The 20,298-nt window shown below is 36.2% G+C and carries 20 protein-coding genes and 1 riboswitch; of the genes, 13 read left to right on the top strand and 7 right to left on the bottom strand.

Features of this window, described 5'->3' with window-relative positions:
- Window positions 1-72 precede the first annotated feature (72 nt).
- From NYR30_RS04810 to NYR30_RS04770, 9 genes are all read left to right on the top strand, one after another.
- Window positions 73-2,547, top strand: a complete 2,475-nt coding sequence (locus tag NYR30_RS04810; protein ID WP_302502152.1) for a class I adenylate cyclase — start codon at window positions 73-75, stop codon at window positions 2,545-2,547.
- A 154-nt stretch (window positions 2,548-2,701) separates the two neighbouring features.
- A complete protein-coding gene (locus tag NYR30_RS04805) occupies window positions 2,702-3,331 on the top strand; it encodes a response regulator (RefSeq protein ID WP_302502150.1) in 630 nt (209 codons plus the stop codon).
- 147 nt (window positions 3,332-3,478) lie between these two features.
- The gene (locus tag NYR30_RS04800) at window positions 3,479-4,609 is read left to right on the top strand and encodes a hypothetical protein (protein WP_302502148.1); all 1,131 of its coding nucleotides are present in this window, start codon (window positions 3,479-3,481) and stop codon (window positions 4,607-4,609) included.
- Between the two features lie 3 nt (window positions 4,610-4,612).
- Entirely contained in the window at window positions 4,613-4,978 is a 366-nt protein-coding gene (locus NYR30_RS04795) for a DUF488 domain-containing protein (RefSeq protein WP_302502146.1), read from the top strand.
- Window positions 4,979-5,160: 182 nt separating this feature from the next.
- A complete protein-coding gene (locus NYR30_RS04790) occupies window positions 5,161-5,799 on the top strand; it encodes an OmpW family outer membrane protein (RefSeq protein WP_302502144.1) in 639 nt (212 codons plus the stop codon).
- 135 nt (window positions 5,800-5,934) lie between these two features.
- Window positions 5,935-6,576 (top strand): dethiobiotin synthase, encoded by a 642-nt coding sequence (gene bioD, locus NYR30_RS04785; RefSeq protein WP_302502143.1) that lies wholly within the window; start codon window positions 5,935-5,937, stop codon window positions 6,574-6,576.
- A gap of 61 nt (window positions 6,577-6,637) precedes the next feature.
- Window positions 6,638-6,807: riboswitch (Lysine riboswitch) on the top strand.
- A gap of 89 nt (window positions 6,808-6,896) precedes the next feature.
- Window positions 6,897-8,249, top strand: coding sequence for a lysine-sensitive aspartokinase 3 (lysC, locus tag NYR30_RS04780; protein ID WP_302502142.1), 1,353 nt, complete (start codon window positions 6,897-6,899; stop codon window positions 8,247-8,249).
- Window positions 8,250-8,492: 243 nt separating this feature from the next.
- A complete protein-coding gene (locus NYR30_RS04775; RefSeq protein ID WP_302502140.1) occupies window positions 8,493-9,476 on the top strand; it encodes a sialic acid TRAP transporter substrate-binding protein SiaP in 984 nt (327 codons plus the stop codon).
- Between the two features lie 72 nt (window positions 9,477-9,548).
- A complete protein-coding gene (locus tag NYR30_RS04770) occupies window positions 9,549-11,399 on the top strand; it encodes a TRAP transporter large permease (RefSeq protein ID WP_302502139.1) in 1,851 nt (616 codons plus the stop codon).
- Between the two features lie 184 nt (window positions 11,400-11,583).
- Here the strand turns inward: NYR30_RS04770 and NYR30_RS04765 are convergent, their stop codons facing one another.
- Window positions 11,584-11,775: a hypothetical protein gene (locus NYR30_RS04765; protein WP_066114188.1), complete on the bottom strand. Its 192-nt coding sequence runs from the start codon at window positions 11,773-11,775 to the stop codon at window positions 11,584-11,586.
- 196 nt (window positions 11,776-11,971) lie between these two features.
- Here NYR30_RS04765 and NYR30_RS04760 point away from each other — a divergent pair, with 196 nt between their 5' ends.
- Complete coding sequence (locus tag NYR30_RS04760; protein WP_066107681.1) at window positions 11,972-12,790, top strand: 5'-nucleotidase, lipoprotein e(P4) family; 819 nt, start codon at window positions 11,972-11,974, stop codon at window positions 12,788-12,790.
- Between the two features lie 130 nt (window positions 12,791-12,920).
- Here the strand turns inward: NYR30_RS04760 and NYR30_RS04755 are convergent, their stop codons facing one another.
- The 6 genes from NYR30_RS04755 to NYR30_RS04730 all read right to left on the bottom strand — a co-directional run bounded on the left by NYR30_RS04755 (window position 12,921) and on the right by NYR30_RS04730 (window position 17,146).
- Complete coding sequence (locus NYR30_RS04755) at window positions 12,921-13,223, bottom strand: hypothetical protein (RefSeq protein ID WP_066114191.1); 303 nt, start codon at window positions 13,221-13,223, stop codon at window positions 12,921-12,923.
- Between the two features lie 188 nt (window positions 13,224-13,411).
- Window positions 13,412-13,735, bottom strand: a complete 324-nt coding sequence (locus NYR30_RS04750) for a hypothetical protein (protein ID WP_066114194.1) — start codon at window positions 13,733-13,735, stop codon at window positions 13,412-13,414.
- A gap of 109 nt (window positions 13,736-13,844) precedes the next feature.
- The gene (gene dolP, locus NYR30_RS04745) at window positions 13,845-14,435 is read right to left on the bottom strand and encodes a division/outer membrane stress-associated lipid-binding lipoprotein (protein WP_066107693.1); all 591 of its coding nucleotides are present in this window, start codon (window positions 14,433-14,435) and stop codon (window positions 13,845-13,847) included.
- A 21-nt stretch (window positions 14,436-14,456) separates the two neighbouring features.
- A complete protein-coding gene (locus NYR30_RS04740) occupies window positions 14,457-15,047 on the bottom strand; it encodes a D-sedoheptulose-7-phosphate isomerase (protein ID WP_082966148.1) in 591 nt (196 codons plus the stop codon).
- Window positions 15,040-15,411, bottom strand: coding sequence for a YraN family protein (locus NYR30_RS04735; protein WP_066107696.1), 372 nt, complete (start codon window positions 15,409-15,411; stop codon window positions 15,040-15,042). The genes NYR30_RS04740 and NYR30_RS04735 overlap by 8 nt, the downstream gene beginning before the upstream one ends.
- 4 nt (window positions 15,412-15,415) lie before the next feature.
- Window positions 15,416-17,146 (bottom strand): penicillin-binding protein activator, encoded by a 1,731-nt coding sequence (locus NYR30_RS04730; protein WP_066114196.1) that lies wholly within the window; start codon window positions 17,144-17,146, stop codon window positions 15,416-15,418.
- 116 nt (window positions 17,147-17,262) lie between these two features.
- Between NYR30_RS04730 and rsmI the strand changes: the two genes are divergently transcribed.
- The 3 genes from rsmI to NYR30_RS04715 all read left to right on the top strand — a co-directional run bounded on the left by rsmI (window position 17,263) and on the right by NYR30_RS04715 (window position 20,279).
- Window positions 17,263-18,117: a 16S rRNA (cytidine(1402)-2'-O)-methyltransferase gene (gene rsmI, locus NYR30_RS04725; RefSeq protein ID WP_066114199.1), complete on the top strand. Its 855-nt coding sequence runs from the start codon at window positions 17,263-17,265 to the stop codon at window positions 18,115-18,117.
- Between the two features lie 44 nt (window positions 18,118-18,161).
- Complete coding sequence (locus NYR30_RS04720; protein ID WP_066114202.1) at window positions 18,162-18,956, top strand: alpha/beta hydrolase; 795 nt, start codon at window positions 18,162-18,164, stop codon at window positions 18,954-18,956.
- Between the two features lie 609 nt (window positions 18,957-19,565).
- On the top strand, window positions 19,566-20,279 hold the full coding sequence (locus tag NYR30_RS04715; RefSeq protein ID WP_302502136.1) for an AEC family transporter: 714 nt from the start codon (window positions 19,566-19,568) through the stop codon (window positions 20,277-20,279).
- Window positions 20,280-20,298 lie beyond the last annotated feature (19 nt).

The raw sequence follows: 20,298 nt of genomic DNA, 5'->3' as shown, positions 1-20,298 counted from the left end.
TCCAGAAGTGTTAAAGTTTTCCGCCGTTGATGAGATTAAAGTATTTATCATTACAGAGATCATACATAGCTAATGAACAATCTAGAAGTTGCCAAGAAAAAGGTTGAACAATTAGACAACATTCGTTTAGAGCGTGCTTTAGCAGGTGCACCAAACGAATTTCAATATGTTCTTAACTTAGTTTGCGTCTTATTGCACCACAATATTCCTGAGTTACCAGGATATGTCGAAGGGGCACCTTTTGGCATTGTTAATTTTCATTACAATCTCTATCAAAAAAATTATCTCTCTTCGACTCTATCTAATACCACTTTATTCTCTTTAGAACATCAACCTCAACCCGTTGCCAGTTTATGCGGAATTTATGCAATGGGCAGTTTAGGATCGATTACCCAAACTTCTCGTTCAGATTTAGATTTATGGGTTTGTGCTTCACGTACTTTAACTCAACCACAACTCGATAAATTACAACAAAAATTCACCCTAGTTTGTCAATGGGCGCACAACGTAGGCGTAGAACTTAATCTCTTTTTAGTCGATCAAGACCGTTTTCGTTGCGGACAAGCCGTTGATTCTTTATCCAGTGACAATTGTGGCTCTAGCCAATATATGTTGCTACTAGATGAATTTTATCGCTCTGCTATTCGTCTGGCTGGTCGTCCATTGCTTTGGTTACATCTCGCCGTAGAAGATGAAACAAAATATGACGACACAGTGAAACAATTAGTTAATGAAGGAAAATTGAACCCTAATGAATGGGTTGATTTCGGTGGTTTAGGTAGTTTATCGGCTAATGAATATTTCGGTGCTACCTTGTGGAATCTCTATAAAGGTATTGATTCACCCTATAAAGCCGTTATCAAAATTTTATTATTAGAGTGTTATTCATGGGAGTTTCCCAACACTCGTTTAATTTCACATCAGTTCAAATTGGATTTATTACAAGAGCGCACAGTCAATCATCATTTTGATCCTTATATGGCGATGTTAGATAAAGTAACGCACTATTTAACCGTTACCAATGATCCTGAACGTTTGGATAATGTACGCCGTTGTTTCTATATAAAAGCTTGTGAAGATATTGATAATACTGAATTAACTGGTAATTGGCGCTTAACGCTTTTAATGCGCCTTGCGCGCCATCAATGGAAATGGGATTCCAATACAATCCAAGAATTAAATGAAAGAAAGCATTGGAAAATTAAACAAATCCGTCGTAGTTATAACAGCCTGGTTAATTTATTGATGTGCAGCTATCGCCAATTAATGGATTTTGCTCGTAAATATAATATTTCTGGTGGTGGCATTATTCCTGAAGATATCAGTATTTTGACTCGTAAATTGTATGCTGCATTTGAAGAGTTACCAGGGAAAGTTACTCTTTTTAATCCTGCTATCGTGACCGATATTGCTGAAAAAGAGCTCACTTTCGTTGAAGCGACAGGTAATTCAGTAATGCAAAAAGGCTGGTATCTGCTCAATCAAGAACCGAAAATTTCGTCATTATCGAAATATCGCCACGTTGAATATAATCCAAACCTGAATAAATTGGTTTGTTGGGCATATTTTAATGGTCTATTAACTGCAGAAACCAATCTGCACATTATCAGCAACACTGTATCCTTGGAAACGTTACAGCAATTTGTTGAAGATCTGCGTGACACATTCCCAACAGAGGTACCACCTGCAACCAATAGTGATCTCTATCAGCCTTGTGAAATTCGTAATCTGGCAATCATTGTCAATTTAGTACAAGACCCGACCAAAGACGAATCTTTGATTGATCACCATTTCCGTCTGCAACCTAAGCATCTTTTCAACAATTTAACGGCTAAACAAACTAAGCTAATTGGCAGCATTGATTTTACTTATCGCAATTTATGGAATGAAATTCGCACCTTGCATTTTGAAGGGCCAAGCGCGATTTTCCGCGCCTTAAAGGTGTTATCAAATAAAATTTATCGTAGTTCTGTACCATTACAATCTGTGAAAGTGTTCTGTTACAGCCGTCGCTATCGCAATATTATTCGTCGTTTTACCAGTGAATTAATTGATCGTTGTATTAATATCCAAACTAGTAATCTGATCAATAGTAATCAATTAAATACGCTCTATGTTGCAAGCGAAGTTTGGAATAACTTCTTCCATCGCGATAAGTTGAATATCACTAAAGAACTGCTTAGTGAAAGTGGTTTGACACCTATTTCTACTAATAATGATGAATTGAAATACCCACAAGCGATTGAATACTATTCTAATGAAGGGTTCTTACAATTCTTTTTTGAAGACAATCCAGATAAAACATTTAACATCTATATTTTAGATGAAAGTAATCAACTTGAAGCTTATTACCACTGCGAAGGAGTAAAAAGTCAAAAAATCGAGGAAATTAATCAAATTTATCGTGCCGCGACTAACGGAGAAAACAGTACTCCATTCCAAGTATCGAAAAATAATTTTAATTACCCACAATTTTATCAAATAAACCATATACATGGAAAAACAACTGTCACACCTTATCATTCTGTAAGCGCCTTGAATAGTTGATGCTTTCGGTAAATAAAATTTGATTATTTTTAATCTATATCAAAGATTTTCTTACTTATAGAAAAATTTGTTAGTGAAAAGAACACGTTTTTTCCTGTTCGTGTGATAGTATGTGCAAGATTTTTTTGAATACTCCTTAAAAGGGACAAATATAATGAAAAAAACAACTATTTTAGTCATTGATGATCATCCTCTTATTCGTAGAGGGATTACCCAACTATTACAACTCGATAAATCTTTTGAAGTTTTGGCGGAAGCTAGCAATGGTACAGAAGGATTAGCCTTAGCGAAAAAACTTTCACCAGATATGATTATCCTAGATTTAAATATGAAAGGTATGTCTGGTTTAGATGTATTAAAAGCATTACGCCTTGATGAAATCGATGCCAGAATTGCGGTATTAACCGTTTCTGATTCACGTTCTGATATTTTTGCTTTAATTGAAGCCGGTGCAGATGGTTACTTGTTAAAAGATACCGAACCAGATACCTTATTAGTTCAATTGAAAAAAATTGCTGAAGGACAAGTTGTACTTAGTGATACAGTTAAACAACGTTTACTCGAACAACATTCCTCTAAGGATCCATTACAACTATTAACTGATCGTGAAATGGATGTCTTAAAACTTATCGCTACTGGTCTTTCTAATAAACAGATTGCTTCGCAATTATTTATCTCTGAAGAAACCGTAAAAGTGCATATTCGTAACTTGCTACGCAAATTAAATGTACATTCTCGTGTAGCAGCGACAGTGCTTTATTTAGAAAATCGCGGTTTAGATTAATCTTCGTTTTGGCAGGTGTAATACAGATGTGACTTTGCAATAAAAATAAACAAATATTGCAATATTCCTCATTAAGAAAAAATAATTTATTGCTATAATAGCCTGCCATAATCATCATCTGCTTAATATGTGACTGGGTAAAAATAGATGAAGTTTTTCTCTTTTTGTTTAAGTTTATTGCTATTGTTCTATACACCATTTGCTGCTGCTGATTGGAAACAAGTAGGTAAAGCTGAATATAATTGGGGTCCATTCCACATTTATACCGTTTCTCTTTTTACAGAAGATGGCAGTTATAGCAGCGGACAACGACCATTAATGTTACGCATTAAATTTGCTAAACCAGTCGAAGGGAAAAATTTCTCGATCTCAATGGTCAAAGAGATGAACTTAGAAGCACTGAAAACAGAAGAAGTGGATCAGCTTAGAAAACGTTTAATTAATAATTTCCCAGATTTCAAACCTGATGATGTCTTAAACTATATTGCATTAGATAAAGATGGCTACTTTGTGTTAAATAATACTGTTTTATCGGAACACTTTGACCGTTCTTTCAACCACCAATTTGTTTCTATTTGGTTAGATTCAGAAAGCAGCTTTAAACAATTACAGCCGCGCCTATTGGGTGAAGAGAAAGAAAAAGAGAGTGCAATCGCACAAGCAAACAGCAACGCTAAACCAGATCCAATGAAACCGGGCGCACTTCATGCTGCTGCAGAACAAGTTGTAGCAGAAAATGGCAATAAATTAACTAATTTTGCTGATGTAGCGCCAACAACTACAACAACACCAGCAGCAAAATCAGAAGAACAAGCCACTGCAACAACGAATAAAGTCGAAAACAATGCAGAAGCCACTACCACAACAGAAAAAACAACACAAACTGCGACCACAACGCAATCAACTGAGAACAAAATAGTGAATACAGAAAAAACATCAGATAAACAAACTACTGAAAACAAAACTGAAGAAACAAAACCAGCAGCAGCCCCTACAACTGAAAAAGTAGAGAACAAAGCAGATACTGCAACAGCAACACAAGATGCGAAAAATACGGATGTAACTCAAAAACAAGATGAAACAAAAGCAGCAACACCAGCTCAACAACAAGCCGATCAACCTGAAGCAACGGCTGAAAAGAAAGATAATCGAGATAAAAGCAAAGCAGAAACAGATAAACCTGCTGCGGAGGAACCAAAAGTCGATCCTGAACAGCCAATCGAACCACCACAAGAAGTGGACTCGATTATGCCTTATCAAAAACAATACTATTGTTAATTTATGTTTCGATTACAAATCCAGCGAATCTATCAACCCATCGCAGCAAACGATGGGTTTCGCATTTTGGTCGATCGACTTTGGCCACGTGGTATAAAAAAGGAAACCGCACAACTCGATTTATGGGCAAAGAATATTGCGCCATCACCACTACTACGCAAATGGTTTAATCACGAAGCAGATAAATTCACTGAATTTTCTCAACAATATCAACAACAATTAGCTCAAAATCCTGGAGCTCAATCATTTATACAGCTTTGCTATCAGCAATTACAGCAACAAAATGTCACCTTACTCTATGCTGCGAAAGATCCTTGCTGTAATCACGCCCTTATTTTGCAACAATGGCTATTGAAACAATTTGAATAAATTTGATCTAGTTCTCATTTCTACGGTTTATCCGCATAAGTTATTTTGATATATCACAAAAAGTTCCCATTAACTCTCTATTTATTGATTTTTGTCAAACTTTTTCTTATCCAAAAGGGGTATCTTGAGCAAGTCATATGACAAACAAGAACAAAACCTATTATTCATTCACGGAGGGTTATATGAAAAAATTAGCACTAGCAATTGCAACTTCTACTGCTCTACTCGCTGCATCATCAGCAGCAATGGCTCACCAAGCTGGCGATATCTTCGTTCGTGGTGGTCCAATTTTAGTTGTTCCAAATACAGATACTCATAATTATGCTGGTAATAAACTTCAGTATGATTTTGATGTAAATAGTAATGCACAACTTGGCTTAACTGGTACCTATATGGTTACTGATAATATCGGTGTGGAATTATTAGCCGCTACTCCATTTAGTCACGAAATTAAACAAGCTAGATTGGGAACAATTGCTAAAACTAAACAATTACCACCAAGCCTTTATGTTCAATACTATTTCTTAAATGCTGATTCACCAGCTCGTCCATATGTAGGTGCTGGTCTTAACTACACTACATTCTTTGGTGAAAAAGAAAAATTAGCTGGTCTTACAGATCTTAAATTAAAAGATTCTTGGGGGCCTGCAGTGAATGCTGGTATTGATATTAAACTTACTGATAAATTATTCTTCAACACCTCTATTTGGTGGGCAAAAATCAAAACCAAAGCAACATTTAATCTTGCAGGACAACCACAAGAGGCTCGTGTAACCTTAGATCCAACCGTATTCTTCGTTGGTTTAGGTTATAAATTCTAATTTGATTTAGATTTTTCTATTTTGTTGTTAAGCCATAGCATTTCGCTATGGCTTTATTTTTGCCAAATTTCCTTTTCCCTCAGTGCAATCAGTAGTATAGTGTTTACCATTTTTCAGCCTTAATCAGGAGTCGTTATGGGAAAGATTCTTTTTGTGAGTGGCATTGATACCGAAGTTGGTAAGACAGTCGCCACTGGTGTTTATGCTAAAAAGTTAATGGGGCAAGGTTTTTCAGTCATTACGCAAAAAATGATCCAAACTGGCTGTGAAAAAATTTCTGATGACATTCTCGTTCATCGAAAAATTCAGCAGATTGCCTTAACAGAAGAAGATTTAGCTGGTATCACATGCCCTTATTTGTTCCATTATCCTTGTTCACCACATCTTGCCGCTAAAATGGAAAATTGCCAAATTGATCCAGATTATATTACGGAAAAAACTCAACAATTAGCGCAGCGCTATGATTACGTTCTATTAGAGGGTGCTGGTGGTTTAGCGGTTCCTTATCGTGACAATGAAACTACGCTTGATTTTATCGCGAAATATCAATATCCCTTAATCTTGGTTACCTCCGGTAAGCTCGGCAGTATCAATCATACCCTGCTCAGCTTAATGGCATGCCAAAGCCGTAATATCTCGGTTCATAGTATTATTTATAACCGTTTTCCAGAAAAAGATCCGTTAATCGAGCAAGATACACAACACTATTTACAGCAATATTTGCAACAATATTGCCCACAAACTGAATTCGTTTTATTAGAAAAATTGAATTTTTAAAATTTCATTTGACATTCCGTTTATTAACGGATATTTATATAGACGTTTTGTAGCACAACGCTACTGCAGGAGAGGCGCGGAACTCAGGTCGTTATTTTTAGGTCTGGAGCCAGTAAGAAATAATCAGGGGAGTTTCGCCGAGATAAACAATTTTCCAGAGAGTTGTTTATCGGCTATTAGGGCTGAATCCCTAAGGCTGTCATCGGTAAACGATGGAGAGCTTCTGAACATCATTGACGTTTCATATCTCTTCCAGTTTTCCTTAGATCTTCTGTAATAAGCAAATTTTTATTCACAACATTATTATTTAAGGAAATCTTATGTCCTATCTATCTGTTGCAAAATTTGGAGGAACTAGCGTAGCTAATTACGTTGCAATGCAATCTTGTGCCAAAATCGTAATGGCTGATCCAAACACTCGTGTAGTCATTCTTTCTGCCTCTGCCGGTGTAACTAATCTTTTAGTCGCATTAGCGAATGGTTGTGAGAAAGAAGAAAGGGAGGCACTTGTCAATCAAGTTAGACAAATTCAATACAATATCTTGTATGAGTTAAGAAATACAGCAGTATTAAAAGAAGAGATTGATCGTTTATTAGATAATATTGAGTCTTTATCTGATGCTGCAGCATTAGCCACTTCACCAGCATTAATTGATGAAATCATTAGCCATGGTGAAATGATGTCAACATTAATCTTTGTTGAAGTCTTGCGTGAGCTTGGTGCTAATGCAACATGGGTAGATGTAAGAACTTTAGTTGCTACTAATGATAATTATGGTAAGGCAGCACCAAATGATGAATTAACTCAACAAAATTGTGATCGTGTCTTAAAACCATTAATTGAACGTGGTGATCTTGTCATTACACAAGGCTTTATTGGTCGCGCACCAAATGGCAAAACTACAACATTAGGTCGTGGTGGTAGCGACTACTCCGCTGCATTAATTGCAGAAGTATTAAATGCTGATGATGTGTTAATTTGGACGGATGTAGCAGGTATCTATACCACTGACCCACGTATTGCACCAACAGCACAAAAAATTGACACAATGAGTTTCGCTGAAGCAGCAGAAATGGCGACTTTTGGTGCAAAAGTATTACACCCAGCAACATTACTACCAGCAGTGCGTAGTAATATTCCAGTCTATGTCGGTTCAAGTAAAGCACCAGAACAGGGTGGTACTTGGGTAACTCGAGATCCACAGCCAAGACCATTATTTCGTGCAATTGCCTTACGCCGAGACCAAACTTTATTAACACTCTCTAGCTTAAGCATGCTACATGCACAAGGCTTTTTAGCAAACGTATTCAACATTTTAGCAAAATATAAAATTTCAGTTGACACCATTACTACTTCAGAAGTTAGCGTAGCATTAACACTAGATAAAACTGGTTCTGCCTCTTCTGGTGCAGAGCTTCTTTCTAACGAGTTACTTGCAGAATTAAGCGAAACATCTTCGGTGAAAGTAGATACTGGTTTATCATTAGTCGCACTAATTGGCAATGATCTTCACATAGCAGCTGGTGTAGCAAAACGTTTATTTAACACTATCGCAGAATACAATGTACGTATGATTAGCTATGGTGCAAGCACTAATAATATCTGCTTATTAGTACAAAGCGAACATGCTGATGAAGTTGTACGTAAACTACATCAAGAACTTTTTGAATAATCTATATATTTGTCCTCATTTTGATCTTGCCCTTGTTAAAACAAGGGCTTTTTTCTGCAGAAATGGTTAAAAATTAACCCCATTTCATAAATTTTGTGATTGATCTCTCAATAATGAAATAAAACTTCATTTTCTTTAAAAAAATGATGTATATTAATCATCAGTTAAAAGTGCTTGCTTTATACAGTCATTTGTATGACTTGCTACTTTTCCCAACAATCTAACTCTTATAGGAGAAACGCAATGAAATTTAAAAAATTACTACTTGCTACACTTTGTATGGGCATCTCTGCAACCGCATTTTCTGCAGATTTTAACCTTAAAATGGGTTTAGTAGCGGGACCAACATCTAACGAAGTAAAAGCTGCAAAATTCTTCGCTGATGAAGTTAAAGCAAACTCTAAAGGCAAAATTGAAATTTCTGTTATCGATAGCGCTCAACTTGGTGACGATCGTCTAATGCTTAAACAATTAGATGATGGTGCATTAGACTTCACTTTCGGTGAATCAGCACGTTTCCAACTCTTCTACCCAGCTGCTGAAGTGTTCGCATTACCATATATGATTCCAAACTTTAAAGTCGCTAAAGAAGCTCTCTTTGATACTAAATTTGGTCAATCATTAATTAAAAAAGTCCACGATGATTTAGGTATCACTATTTTAGCTGACGCTTATAACGGTACTCGTCAAACTACATCTAACCGCGCCATCAACAGCATTAAAGATATGAAAGGTTTGAAATTACGCGTACCAAATGCAGCAACTAACCTTGCTTATGCAAAATATTCAGGTGCATCGCCAACACCGATGGCGTTCTCTGAAGTTTATCTTGCTCTACAAACTAATTCTGTAGATGCTCAAGAAAACCCATTATCAACTATCCAAGCGCAAAAATTTGAAGAAGTGCAAAAATATTTGGCATTAACCAACCATATTCTTAATGACCAATTATATTTAGTCAGCAATGAGACACTCGCAGATTTACCGGAAGATCTACAAAAAGTGGTAAAAGATGCCGCTGTAAAAGCAGCTGATTATCACACAAAACTCTTTGAAGAAGGTGAAGCTAGCCTAATTTCTTACTTCGAGAAAAAAGGTATGACAGTTACCAAACCAGATCTTGCTCCATTCAAAGAAGCAATGAAACCATACTATGAAGAGTATATTAAGAAAACTGGTAAAGAGGGTGAAGAAGCGATTGCTGAAATCAATGCTCTAACCAAATAATCTTCCTGCCTTAGCGTTCCTTGAGCGCTAAGGCTTTTTTTTTGACCTTAGTGTAGTCGTGATGGGGTTACTATGAAATATTTTAATAAACTTGAAGAATGGCTCGGCGGCATACTATTTTTAATAGTATTTGTCATTCTGATTGCACAAATTGTTGCTAGACAAGTCTTTGATTCCCCTCTAATTTGGAGTGAGGAGCTCGCACGTTTGTTGTTCGTTTATGTTGGTATGATCGGAATTGCTATGGGGATTCGTTCACAACAACACGTGTTTATCGATTTCTTAACCAATATGATGTCAGAAAAATTAAGAAAAATTGTGTTCTCTTTTGCACAATTTCTTATTTTTGTTTCTATCATGTTGTTTTTTCACTTCGGTGTTAGACTTTTAAAAGGATCTTCATTCGAACTCGTCTCACTGGGTATTTCCGAAAAATGGCTATATGCTTCATTGCCGTTTCTTTCTTTATTAATGTTAGTTCGCTTTTTACAAGCACAAGTAGAAAACTATAAAAATAACTTAACCTACTTCCCTGTGCTATTTTTCTTAGTTGCTTCCGCTATTGTTATCGCATTAATTCTATTTAATCCTGATATTTTTAAAGTATTACGTATTACCAATTATGTCCGCTTTGGCAGCGAGTCTGTTTATATTGTCTTACTGGTTTGGTTAGTCATTATGTTTATTGGTACACCAGTCGGTTGGTCATTATTTATTGCGACAATTCTCTATTTCGCGATGACACGCTGGAATGTAGTTAACTCTGCCTCTTCTAAATTAGTTGATAGTTTAAATAGCTTCTCTTTACTCAGCGTACCATTCTTTATCCTTACCGGAATTTTAATGAATACCGGAGGTATTACCACTAAGATCTTTGAATTTGCTAAAGCGCTACTTGGTCACTATCGTGGCGGTATGGGTCATGTAAACATTGGTGCAAGTTTAATTTTCTCCGGTATGTCAGGCTCTGCATTAGCGGATGCCGGTGGCCTAGGTCAATTAGAAATTAAAGCAATGCGTGATGCTGGTTATGACGATGATATGTGCGGCGGTATTACAGCAGCATCTTGTATCATTGGACCATTAGTACCACCAAGTATCGCAATGATTATTTATGGGGTTATTTCTAATCAATCTATCGCTAAACTTTTCGTAGCAGGCTTTGTACCAGGTGTATTAGTTACTATCGCATTAATGATTATGAACTACTACATCTCGAAAAAACGTAACTATCCACGCACACCAAAAGCCTCTATGGAAGTTCTTTGTCGTGAATTTAAAGGAGCGATTTGGGCATTATTAACTCCGGTACTTATCATTGCCGGGATCTTCTCTGGTTTATTTACACCAACAGAAGCTGCGGTTATTGCTGCACTTTACTCTATCGTGGTTGGCAAATTTGTTTATAAAGAATTAACACTACAATCACTATTCAAAGGTTGTGTAGAAGCGGTAGCTATTACAGGTGTAACCGTATTAATGGTGATGACTGTAACCTTCTTCGGCGATATGATTGCGCGTGAACAAGTAGCAATGAAGATTGCAGAAGTCTTTATTACCTTCGCTGATTCGCAATTTATGGTATTAGTGATGATCAATTTACTACTTCTCTTCTTAGGTATGTTTATTGACGCACTTGCCTTACAATTCCTTGTATTGCCAATGTTAATTCCAATCGCCGTACACTTTAATATCGACCTCATCTTTTTCGGTGTAATGACAACCTTAAATATGATGATTGGTATCTTAACTCCACCAATGGGAATGGCACTATTCGTGGTTGCTCGTGTAGGTAATATGCCGGTCAGTACCGTAACTAAAGGGGTGTTGCCGTTCTTAATTCCAATTTTCGCCACTTTGGTATTAATTACAATATTCCCGCAAATTATTACCTTTATTCCTAACTTATTATTACCTGGTTGATAATAATTAATTCAGCTAAAGCCTATCTTGAGTAATTAAGATAGGCTTTTTTGTTGCAGTTAAATTTGATGAAGTATCTCTAAAATGCACCAAGAGTGAAGGCATATATGCCTTGTGGCAATATTGGGATAAAAAAATGCCCCACGTTAGCAGGGCATTCATCTATCTTATCAGTTAGCTACTCTTAGAAACGAATATTAAAGTTCGCTTGAATACCTAAAGAATGACTACCTTCACGTCCTGTCGCTTGTCCGCCTAATTGCAAGCTAACATTTGGCGTAAAGTAATAAGTTGACCCTAACTCAATATCACCAATCACCCGACTAAACTTACCATTTTTCACACTAAAGCTATTCATTAAGGAAATTAAAAACACAACTTTCCACTATCTTTCACTATCCACTCATTTTTTAGTTTTGCTCAACCATTAAGCAAATCAGTCAATTTCTAAACATCATTATCAAACAATATCTTATTTTTGTGACACACATCACAAACCTATAACAACTTCATTACTCGAAAAGGAGTAGAATAAGCGAGCTCATTACCACAATTATTTCAAGGAGAGAATAATGAGAACATTAAAACTAAGTGTTTTAGCTATTTCCGCTGCATTAGCGTTATCTGCTTGCAGTAATCAACAAGATATTGAGAAAAAAAGTGCGCAACGTTTAGTTGATCAAGCCACTTTCGGTGTGAACTGGGTTCAACAATCCGGTGAATACCAAGCGCTTGCTTATCAAGCATTTAATATTGCCAAAATTAGTTTTGATAAAGCAAAAGTACAAAAAGGTAAAAAGAAAGCCGTTGTATCTGACTTAGATGAAACCTTAATTGATAATAGTGCTCACGCTGCATGGCAATCTAAAAATCTACAACCTTATACTAGTGAAGGTTGGACTAAATGGGTAAATGCACGCCAAAGTGCGGCAGTTCCTGGTGCCGTAGAATTTGCAAATTATGTTAATAGCCATGGCGGTACTATGTTCTATGTATCAAACCGTAAAGATAGCAATGAAAAAGCTGGCACCATCGATGATATGAAACGTTTAGGTTTCACTGGCGTAAACGATAAAACTTTATTGTTGAAAAAAGATAAATCTGCAAAATCAGCTCGTTTTGCTGAAATTGAAAAAATGGGTTATGAAATTGTGATGTATGTAGGCGATAATCTAAATGACTATGGCGATGCGACTTATCACAAACCAAATGCAGAACGTCGTCAATTCGTTGCTGAAAACCAAAGCAAATTTGGTAAACAATATATTGTGTTACCAAATCCAAATTATGGTGATTGGGAAGGCGGTTTAGATCCAAATTACTTTAAGAAAAAACCATCTGAACAATTAAAAATTCGTGAAGCTGCGTTAAAAGCGTGGGACGGAAAATAGTCTTTTTGTCAAAAACGAAGGGAGTAATGTCATCGTTACTCCCTTTATTATGCTCAATCTGTTTCAGCACATTACCATCTCAAAATTAAATTAATAAAAGGCAATTTTTTAACTTATTGATTCATCATACTTACAGAAAAAAATAGACAAATGTAGTTTTAGCTGCCCATAGGCTTAGTACCAAAGTAATTATCATTAATTCAAAATGATATTCCTTACCATACTTTGACTTAATCATAAGAAATATAAAAACGGAAAATGCATAACCCAGATATCCATATATTCCCCAAAGTATGCCCATTCCTAAAGGAAAAAGAATCAATTTGCTGATAAGTGATGCATCTGGATCAATATGAAAACAGAAGTAAAAAAATAACCCTATTAAAAATAGCATAGTGAACACCAAAACATTCTCTTTTTCATTCATACTCATATATTCTCCCTCAACATCGTATCATTGTTTGTTAATCATTTATAAAGTGTTGCACTTAGTTTGACAATTCAAGATCAAAAACGAAGGGAGTAATGTCATCTTTACTCCCTTCATTATTTACCCCAAAGCCAATCCATAATACAACTATAGATACATACTCAATCAATCTGTTTTATAACATTACTATCTCAATAAAAAATTGAGAAAAGTAATTTTTCTATTACAGACACAAAACAGGCGAATGCAGTTTTAGCTACCCATAAGCTTAATGCCAACTGAATTATCATTACTTCGCCCAAAAAGTTCTTACCATACGCCTCGTTTATAAAAATAGGTATAAGTACAGTAAGTGCAAAAATTGCATACCCAAATATTATCCAAAATATGCCCAGTCCTAGAGGAAAAAAAATCAATTTGCTGATAAGTGATGCATCCGGATCAATATGAAAACAGAAGTAAAAAAATAATCCTACTAAAAATAGTATAGCTAACCCAAAAATTTTATCATTCATATATTTTCCCTCAACATCGTATCATTGTTTGTTAATCATTTTACACAAAAGCCCCAAATTACATAGTAATTTGGAGCTTTGTAGTCGAATTAATGAAAATAATTGAAACTTAGTTCAAATAACTAAACACTCTTACCACTTTCTTCACACCGTTAATGGTACGCACTACATCTACCGCGGCATTAGCTTGTGCTTGTGTTAAACGACCTAATAGATACACAACACCATTTTCTGTGACAACTTTGACATCTGTCGCTTTTACATTGCCATTCACAAATAGTTTGGATTTGGCTTGTGTTGTGATCCAAGTATCTTTACTTGCTTGAGCAAAGCTTACTTTTGGCCCAATTTCAATTTGCTCATAAACATCAGCAATATCTTTTACGCCACGCGCAAGATTAGTTGCCACTTCACGCAAATCTTCACTTGGTACTTGTCCAACTAACAATACTTTAGCGTTATAAACGATCGCACTGACATGCCCTTGTTCATCGAGTTGTTTATCTTTACGAAGTGCATCTGTCACCCGTAATTCTAGTGTTTGATCATCGATTTGAGTGCCTGTGGTGCGCGGATCTGTTGCCACTTTTGTTGCAATTGCTCCACCACCAAGAACTGCTGCAACACAACCTTGCAATAATAAAATTGTGCCTAACGTTGCGGTTAGCTTAAGTAGATTTTTCCATTGATGATTACGCATCATTGCCTCCTTTTTTGGGGTTTAGTGAGAAAATAGCGAAAAATCAATTAATTCGCATAAAGTATTAATAATAAACAAATGTTGTTCCAAAACTCGTACCTCTTTCGGTACTGGAACAGTAATATTAATATCGTTTTCGTCTAATAGACCATCAAGATGATCGCTTTTATCGCCGGTTAATGCAACTACTAAAATATCTTTTTCTTTGGCATTACGAATTAAGGAGAGGGAAATTTCTTCGGTATCCGGCGTTAATACCACTAAAATGTCGCCAGGTTGCACCATCGCATTAAACTGCTTCTGATAGGCTTCAAGCAAACTGTTATCACTTAATAATGCGGCGCCGACTGTACCATCCAAACCTAAAAAGACCGCAGGAAAACTCGGGCGTGCAAGCTGATAACGATTGATTAAATTAGCGACAAATAATTGTGCATTGGCAGCTGAACGCCCATAACCAAACACCACCATTTTATTGCCACGCAATAAACATTGCGTTAATTCATTGGTTGTTTTCTCTAAGACTTCTGGAATAACTGCCGCGGTCGCAATATGTCCTTTGATACTCTCTTCGTATAATGCTTTTATTCTTTCTAACATAATCTCAACCATTGAATTCAATAAAATTCTTTAGCCAGGTCAATTGATGATCTTTACCGTCATAAGCAATTACATCAAAACGGCAATCTACTGTATCTAAACTTTCATCAAATTGGCTTAACCATACGTTTGCTGTTTTAATCCATTTTTGCTGTTTAGCCCAAGAGATGCTCTCTACCGCTGAACCAAACTGATCACTTTTACGCTGACGAACCTCAATAAACACGATGGTTTGCTGCTCTCGCATAATTAAATCCAGCTCACCACATTTAAAACTTTGGTTTGCCGCAATAAAGCTCAGCCCTTTTTGCTCTAAAAAACGGCGAGCTTGTTGCTCAAACTCGCCGCCTTGTTGTCTAGGTTTAAATAACGTCATTAAATTAGTTAATTGTTTTAATGTTACCGTTATCGTATTGCATCCATGTCATCGCACGTTCAATGTTACAACCATCACCCGCACTTAACACACCAGTTAAGCCGTTAATGGTATAACCCGGAATTTGACGCATTTCAGCAAATTTATTGATTAACATCCAAGCATCTGCACCCATTGCATATAAGCGAAGTAGTGAATAATCGCCATTCGCTAATTTCAACGCTTGTTGGTAACTTGCAGAATTTAAATCACTTAAGAATGGAATATCACTAAATTTTACGCCATTCATAGTTAAGCGATAATCTGGGCCATTATTTGCTGAATTGCTGCGTGAAGTTGCATAGATTGCAATACCATGTGCATCAGAATTATCTAATGCAGTTTTAATTTCTTGTAATTGTTGGCTGTCAGCAACCACATAAATTGCATTCACTTTGCCAGACATTGAGGCATTCTTAATATTAGCCAAAATATCATCAACTAAGTTGTAGTAATAGGTATTCGCGTCAGTACCTGCTAAAGTTTGCCATTTTGCATTGAAGGCAGAAGCACTACGTTGGCCAAGATCATTTTGCGGCGCAAACACAATTGGATTGGTTTCGCCATCATGCCACATTTTTACTGCCGCTGATTGCGCTTCATCTTCTGGTGATAAACCGTAATAACAAACGCCTTGTAACGGACGCATACTTGGTGCGGTATTTAAAGTTAATACGCTTAATCCTTGCATTGCATTGCTATTTAATAATGCTTCAACATTATCTTTTAATAATGGCCCCACTACCGCCTGTGCACCTTCTTGTTTTGCTTGATTAACTAAATCCGCTACCGGTGTGCCACTCATTGTGTCATAAGCTTTCACGATTACTGGTGAATTACCATGGGCATCATTGAAGCCTTGTTGAATAATTTTACCGATAAGTTCACCATTACCGCTTAAAGGCAATAATAATGCTACTTGTTGAATTTTGAGGTCTTCAAAATTCACAACACCACGTAAATCCGTTGGCAATAAAAAGGCTGCTGGATGATTTGCATAGGTTGTTTTCCAATTTTGAATCGCAAAACGCATTTGATCTGGTTGAGAGATGTGATCATTATAGACTTTAGCTAAATCGACCCAACCTTTTAGCGCAATATCATTTGGATCAACAATTAGGCTGTTTAAAGTGTTTTTATCTAAACTTCTTAATAAGCTCCAAATAGTATCGTTGTTTTGTTGCTTGCGTTGCATATCGCTAATAAAACGATCCATTTGTACGTGAGCATTAATTGCGCCAACAGTATCTTGATTATTTTCCGCAACTTGCGCTAGCACTTCATAGTAACGTACTTTTTGTGAATTACTTAAGCTATCCATATTGATTGTGTTAAGTAAACCTGTTGCACCATTACTGTCACGTTGTGCTGCTAATACTGCTGCTTTTAAAATTGAGGCATCAAGTTGTTGATCATCGTCAAGCTCTTTTAAAGAAGATAATAGGCTTGCTGCTTGAGCAATTTTATTTTCACTAATCAATGCACGTACTGCCAATAATTGGTAATTAGTACGTTCTTCCGCATCTTGGCTACTATTAACTTTGTCTAAATAAAAATCTGAACTTGCATAAGCATCATTTTGTAACATGCTATTACCTGAACCAGATAATGTGCTACAACCTGCGATGCTAAACATCACAAAAAAAATCAGTAAAAGATTTTTTAAATTCATTCGTTGTAATAGAATGTTTAACATATTCATCCCTATGATAATTTGAACTATCATGACAAAAGAAAACCGCTCAACTGACTGTTGAGCACCTGTGAAATCTTACTTATCTATTAGTTTAAAAGCAAATAAAAGACTTAATTATGAGCAATTTATTTGGCACATTGTATATTGTTGCTACACCAATCGGAAATTTAAATGATATCAGCCAACGCGCGTTGGATATTTTAACTCAAGTTGACCTTATTGCGGCAGAAGATACTCGCCATAGTGGGTTATTATTAAATCATTATGCGATTAAAAAACCACTATTCGCGTTACACGATCATAACGAACAACAAAAAGCTGCTTTATTAATCGAGAAATTACAACAAGGTACGAATATTGCCTTAATTTCTGATGCGGGTACTCCATTAATTAGCGATCCGGGCTTTCATTTAGTGCGTGCTTGTCGTCAAGCGGAAATCCAAGTAGTGCCGATTCCCGGTTGCTGCGCAGCAATTACTGCGCTATCTGCTGCCGGTATTGCTTCCAACCGTTTCTGTTTTGAAGGCTTCTTACCTGCCAAAAGTAAAGCGCGGCGCGATCGTTTATCCGCATTAAATAATGAAACTCGCACCTTAATTTTTTATGAATCAACTCATCGCATTTTAGACACTTTACAAGATATGTTATTGATCTTCGGTAAAGATCGTTACCTGGTCATGGCGCGCGAATTAACAAAAACTTGGGAAACCATTTATGGTAATACGCTCGCCGAGTTGATTGACTGGTTACAGCAAGATGCTAATCGTTGTAAAGGAGAAATTGTCTTAGTGGTTGAGGGAGCGCCCGAACAAGAGGACGCTGAGTTCAGCGAACAGGCATTGTTAAGTTTGCGTTTAATCAGTCAAGAATTACCACTGAAAAAAGCAGCTGCCATTGTCGCTGAAGTTTATGGTTACAAGAAGAATGCACTCTACCAATATGGTTTAGACCATTTTGCTAATGAGCGCTAATCGTTAAAAAAGGAATTATTGTGCATCATCATCACTATTTAGAAATGCAAGAACATTATCTTTATGTTCCTTATTTCGATCATATGCGACGTATTCGTGTTTTATTACCAAAAAATTACCAGCAAAAACATTGGCAACGTTATCCAGTGTTATATATGCACGATGGTCAAAACGTGTTTTATAGCAAAGAATCTTATTCTGGTTATTCATGGAAAATTATTCCAACTATCAAACACTATAAAGAACTCCCTAAAATGATCATTGTGGGCATTGATAATGCCGGTACAGAACGCTTAAATGAATATGCGCCTTGGCAAACGGACGTTGGCTCTCCTGAAGTACGCCATCTCGGTGGCTTAGGTATGGAGTATGGTCAATGGGTAGTCGAGGTAGTAAAACCATTTATTGATCAAACTTATCGTACCTTACCAGAACGTGAACATACATTACTCGCTGGTAGCTCAATGGGTGGCATTATTACTGCTTATATGGGCGCAGCTTACCCGCATATTTTTGGTCATTTAGGTGTATTCTCTCTCGCTTCGTGGTTTAGCGAATCTGACTTTTTAGATTTTATGCACCAACATCCGCTCGATCCTGCCAGTAAAGTATTTATTCAGGTAGGTACTAAAGAGGGCGATGATGCTGATGCTGAATTTATTTCTAATATGAATCAAGCTTATATTGATTGCACTTTGCGTTATTACCAATCTTTATTACGTACAGGACATCCATTAGACAATATTTGTTTACGAGTAATGGCAAATGAAATCCACCACGAAAAACATTGGGCCGATCATTTTGTTGAGTTTTTGTGGTTTTCATTTTTTAAGGAGTAATAGTATGTCATTCTTTATTCGTTTATTCTTGTTTTGTTTAACGTTGTTTTTTGCTTTTGTTTTCCTTATTCCCTTGGCAATGGCATTTGATGCAGGAATAACAATATGGAATACTATACTTGTCATTGCATATATACTATTCTTCGGCTCAATTTTACTCTTTATTATGATTCCTACAGAGGAATTAACGTCAGAATTCTGTCTTAAACTTTCAATTATTGGCTTTGTGATCCCTTTATCGCTATATTCGCTTTTACAACTATTTTCCTAATAAGACCAACTTTCTAAAATCGAACTTTGATCATTTTTTACATAAGTTATCAGCAACAAAAAAAGGGTTCATTAGCCCTCAGACCGCTGACAAACCCACCTTTCCAAAGTAATTTGATAAAAGTGGGGTTGTTTTTTTATATTGTCTCCTTTCTCTTGATTTTCATTTCAGATAACTGTGTAAGCAGTTATTTTCTCAGCACTACCAAACGAATTATATTTAACACGATTAAATCAATTTAATTACATTTTGCAAATTTTATTTATCTTTTTTCTAGCAAATTCCAATAACGTTTCTTATGATAGTCGAACTGCATCTAAGATTATTGGTGAAACATTATGGAACACATCTTTACCAGCATCTTCCCCGTTTTTGGTTTGATTCTCGTAGGCTATTTTTTCAAAAGAATTTCTTTTCCTTCACACGAATTTTGGCCTTTAGCTGATAAACTCACCTACTTTGTGTTAATGCCGTCTTTATTGATTATCGAATTATCAAACGCAAAATTTTCCGCTGATAGCTTAAACTTTATGTTGGTTGTCTTACTGGCGCTGTTTGCAACACTGCTGGTATTAATTTTTCTCAATATGATTTTTAGAACCAGTAATGCAGCTTTTACCTCTATCGTACAAGGTGGCATTCGCTTTAATACTTATGTTTTTCTCGCGCTGGCTAGTGCTATCTTTGGCAGTGAAGGATTAGTGTTAAGTGCTATTATTCTGACTGTCGCTATTCCATTCGTGAACGTTTGTTGTGTCAGCATATTCGCCTTTTATTCCGACAATAATAAATTAGACTTTTCTTATTTAATAAAATCTATCATCAAAAATCCTTTAATTATTGCCTGTTTAATTGGTGCTGCCATCAATTTATCTGGTTTTGCATTACCGATTAGCCTAGAAAATCTATTAAAAATTTTAAGTAAAGCAGCATTACCTTTAGGGTTGTTATCCATTGGTTATGCATTGGTGATTCGTGAATTGAACAGCTCTAAACGCGACCTGTTGATTAGCTCTGTAGCAAAATTTATCGTGTTACCATTTTTTATGTAGGGGCTGAAGTAGATTAGCG

It is taken from the genome of Gallibacterium salpingitidis, from assembly GCF_030517105.1.
GTDB classification, from domain to species: Bacteria; Pseudomonadota; Gammaproteobacteria; order Enterobacterales; family Pasteurellaceae; genus Gallibacterium; species Gallibacterium salpingitidis.
Note: the sequence above shows the minus strand (reverse complement) of the source record. Positions and strands in the feature narration are given on the sequence as shown.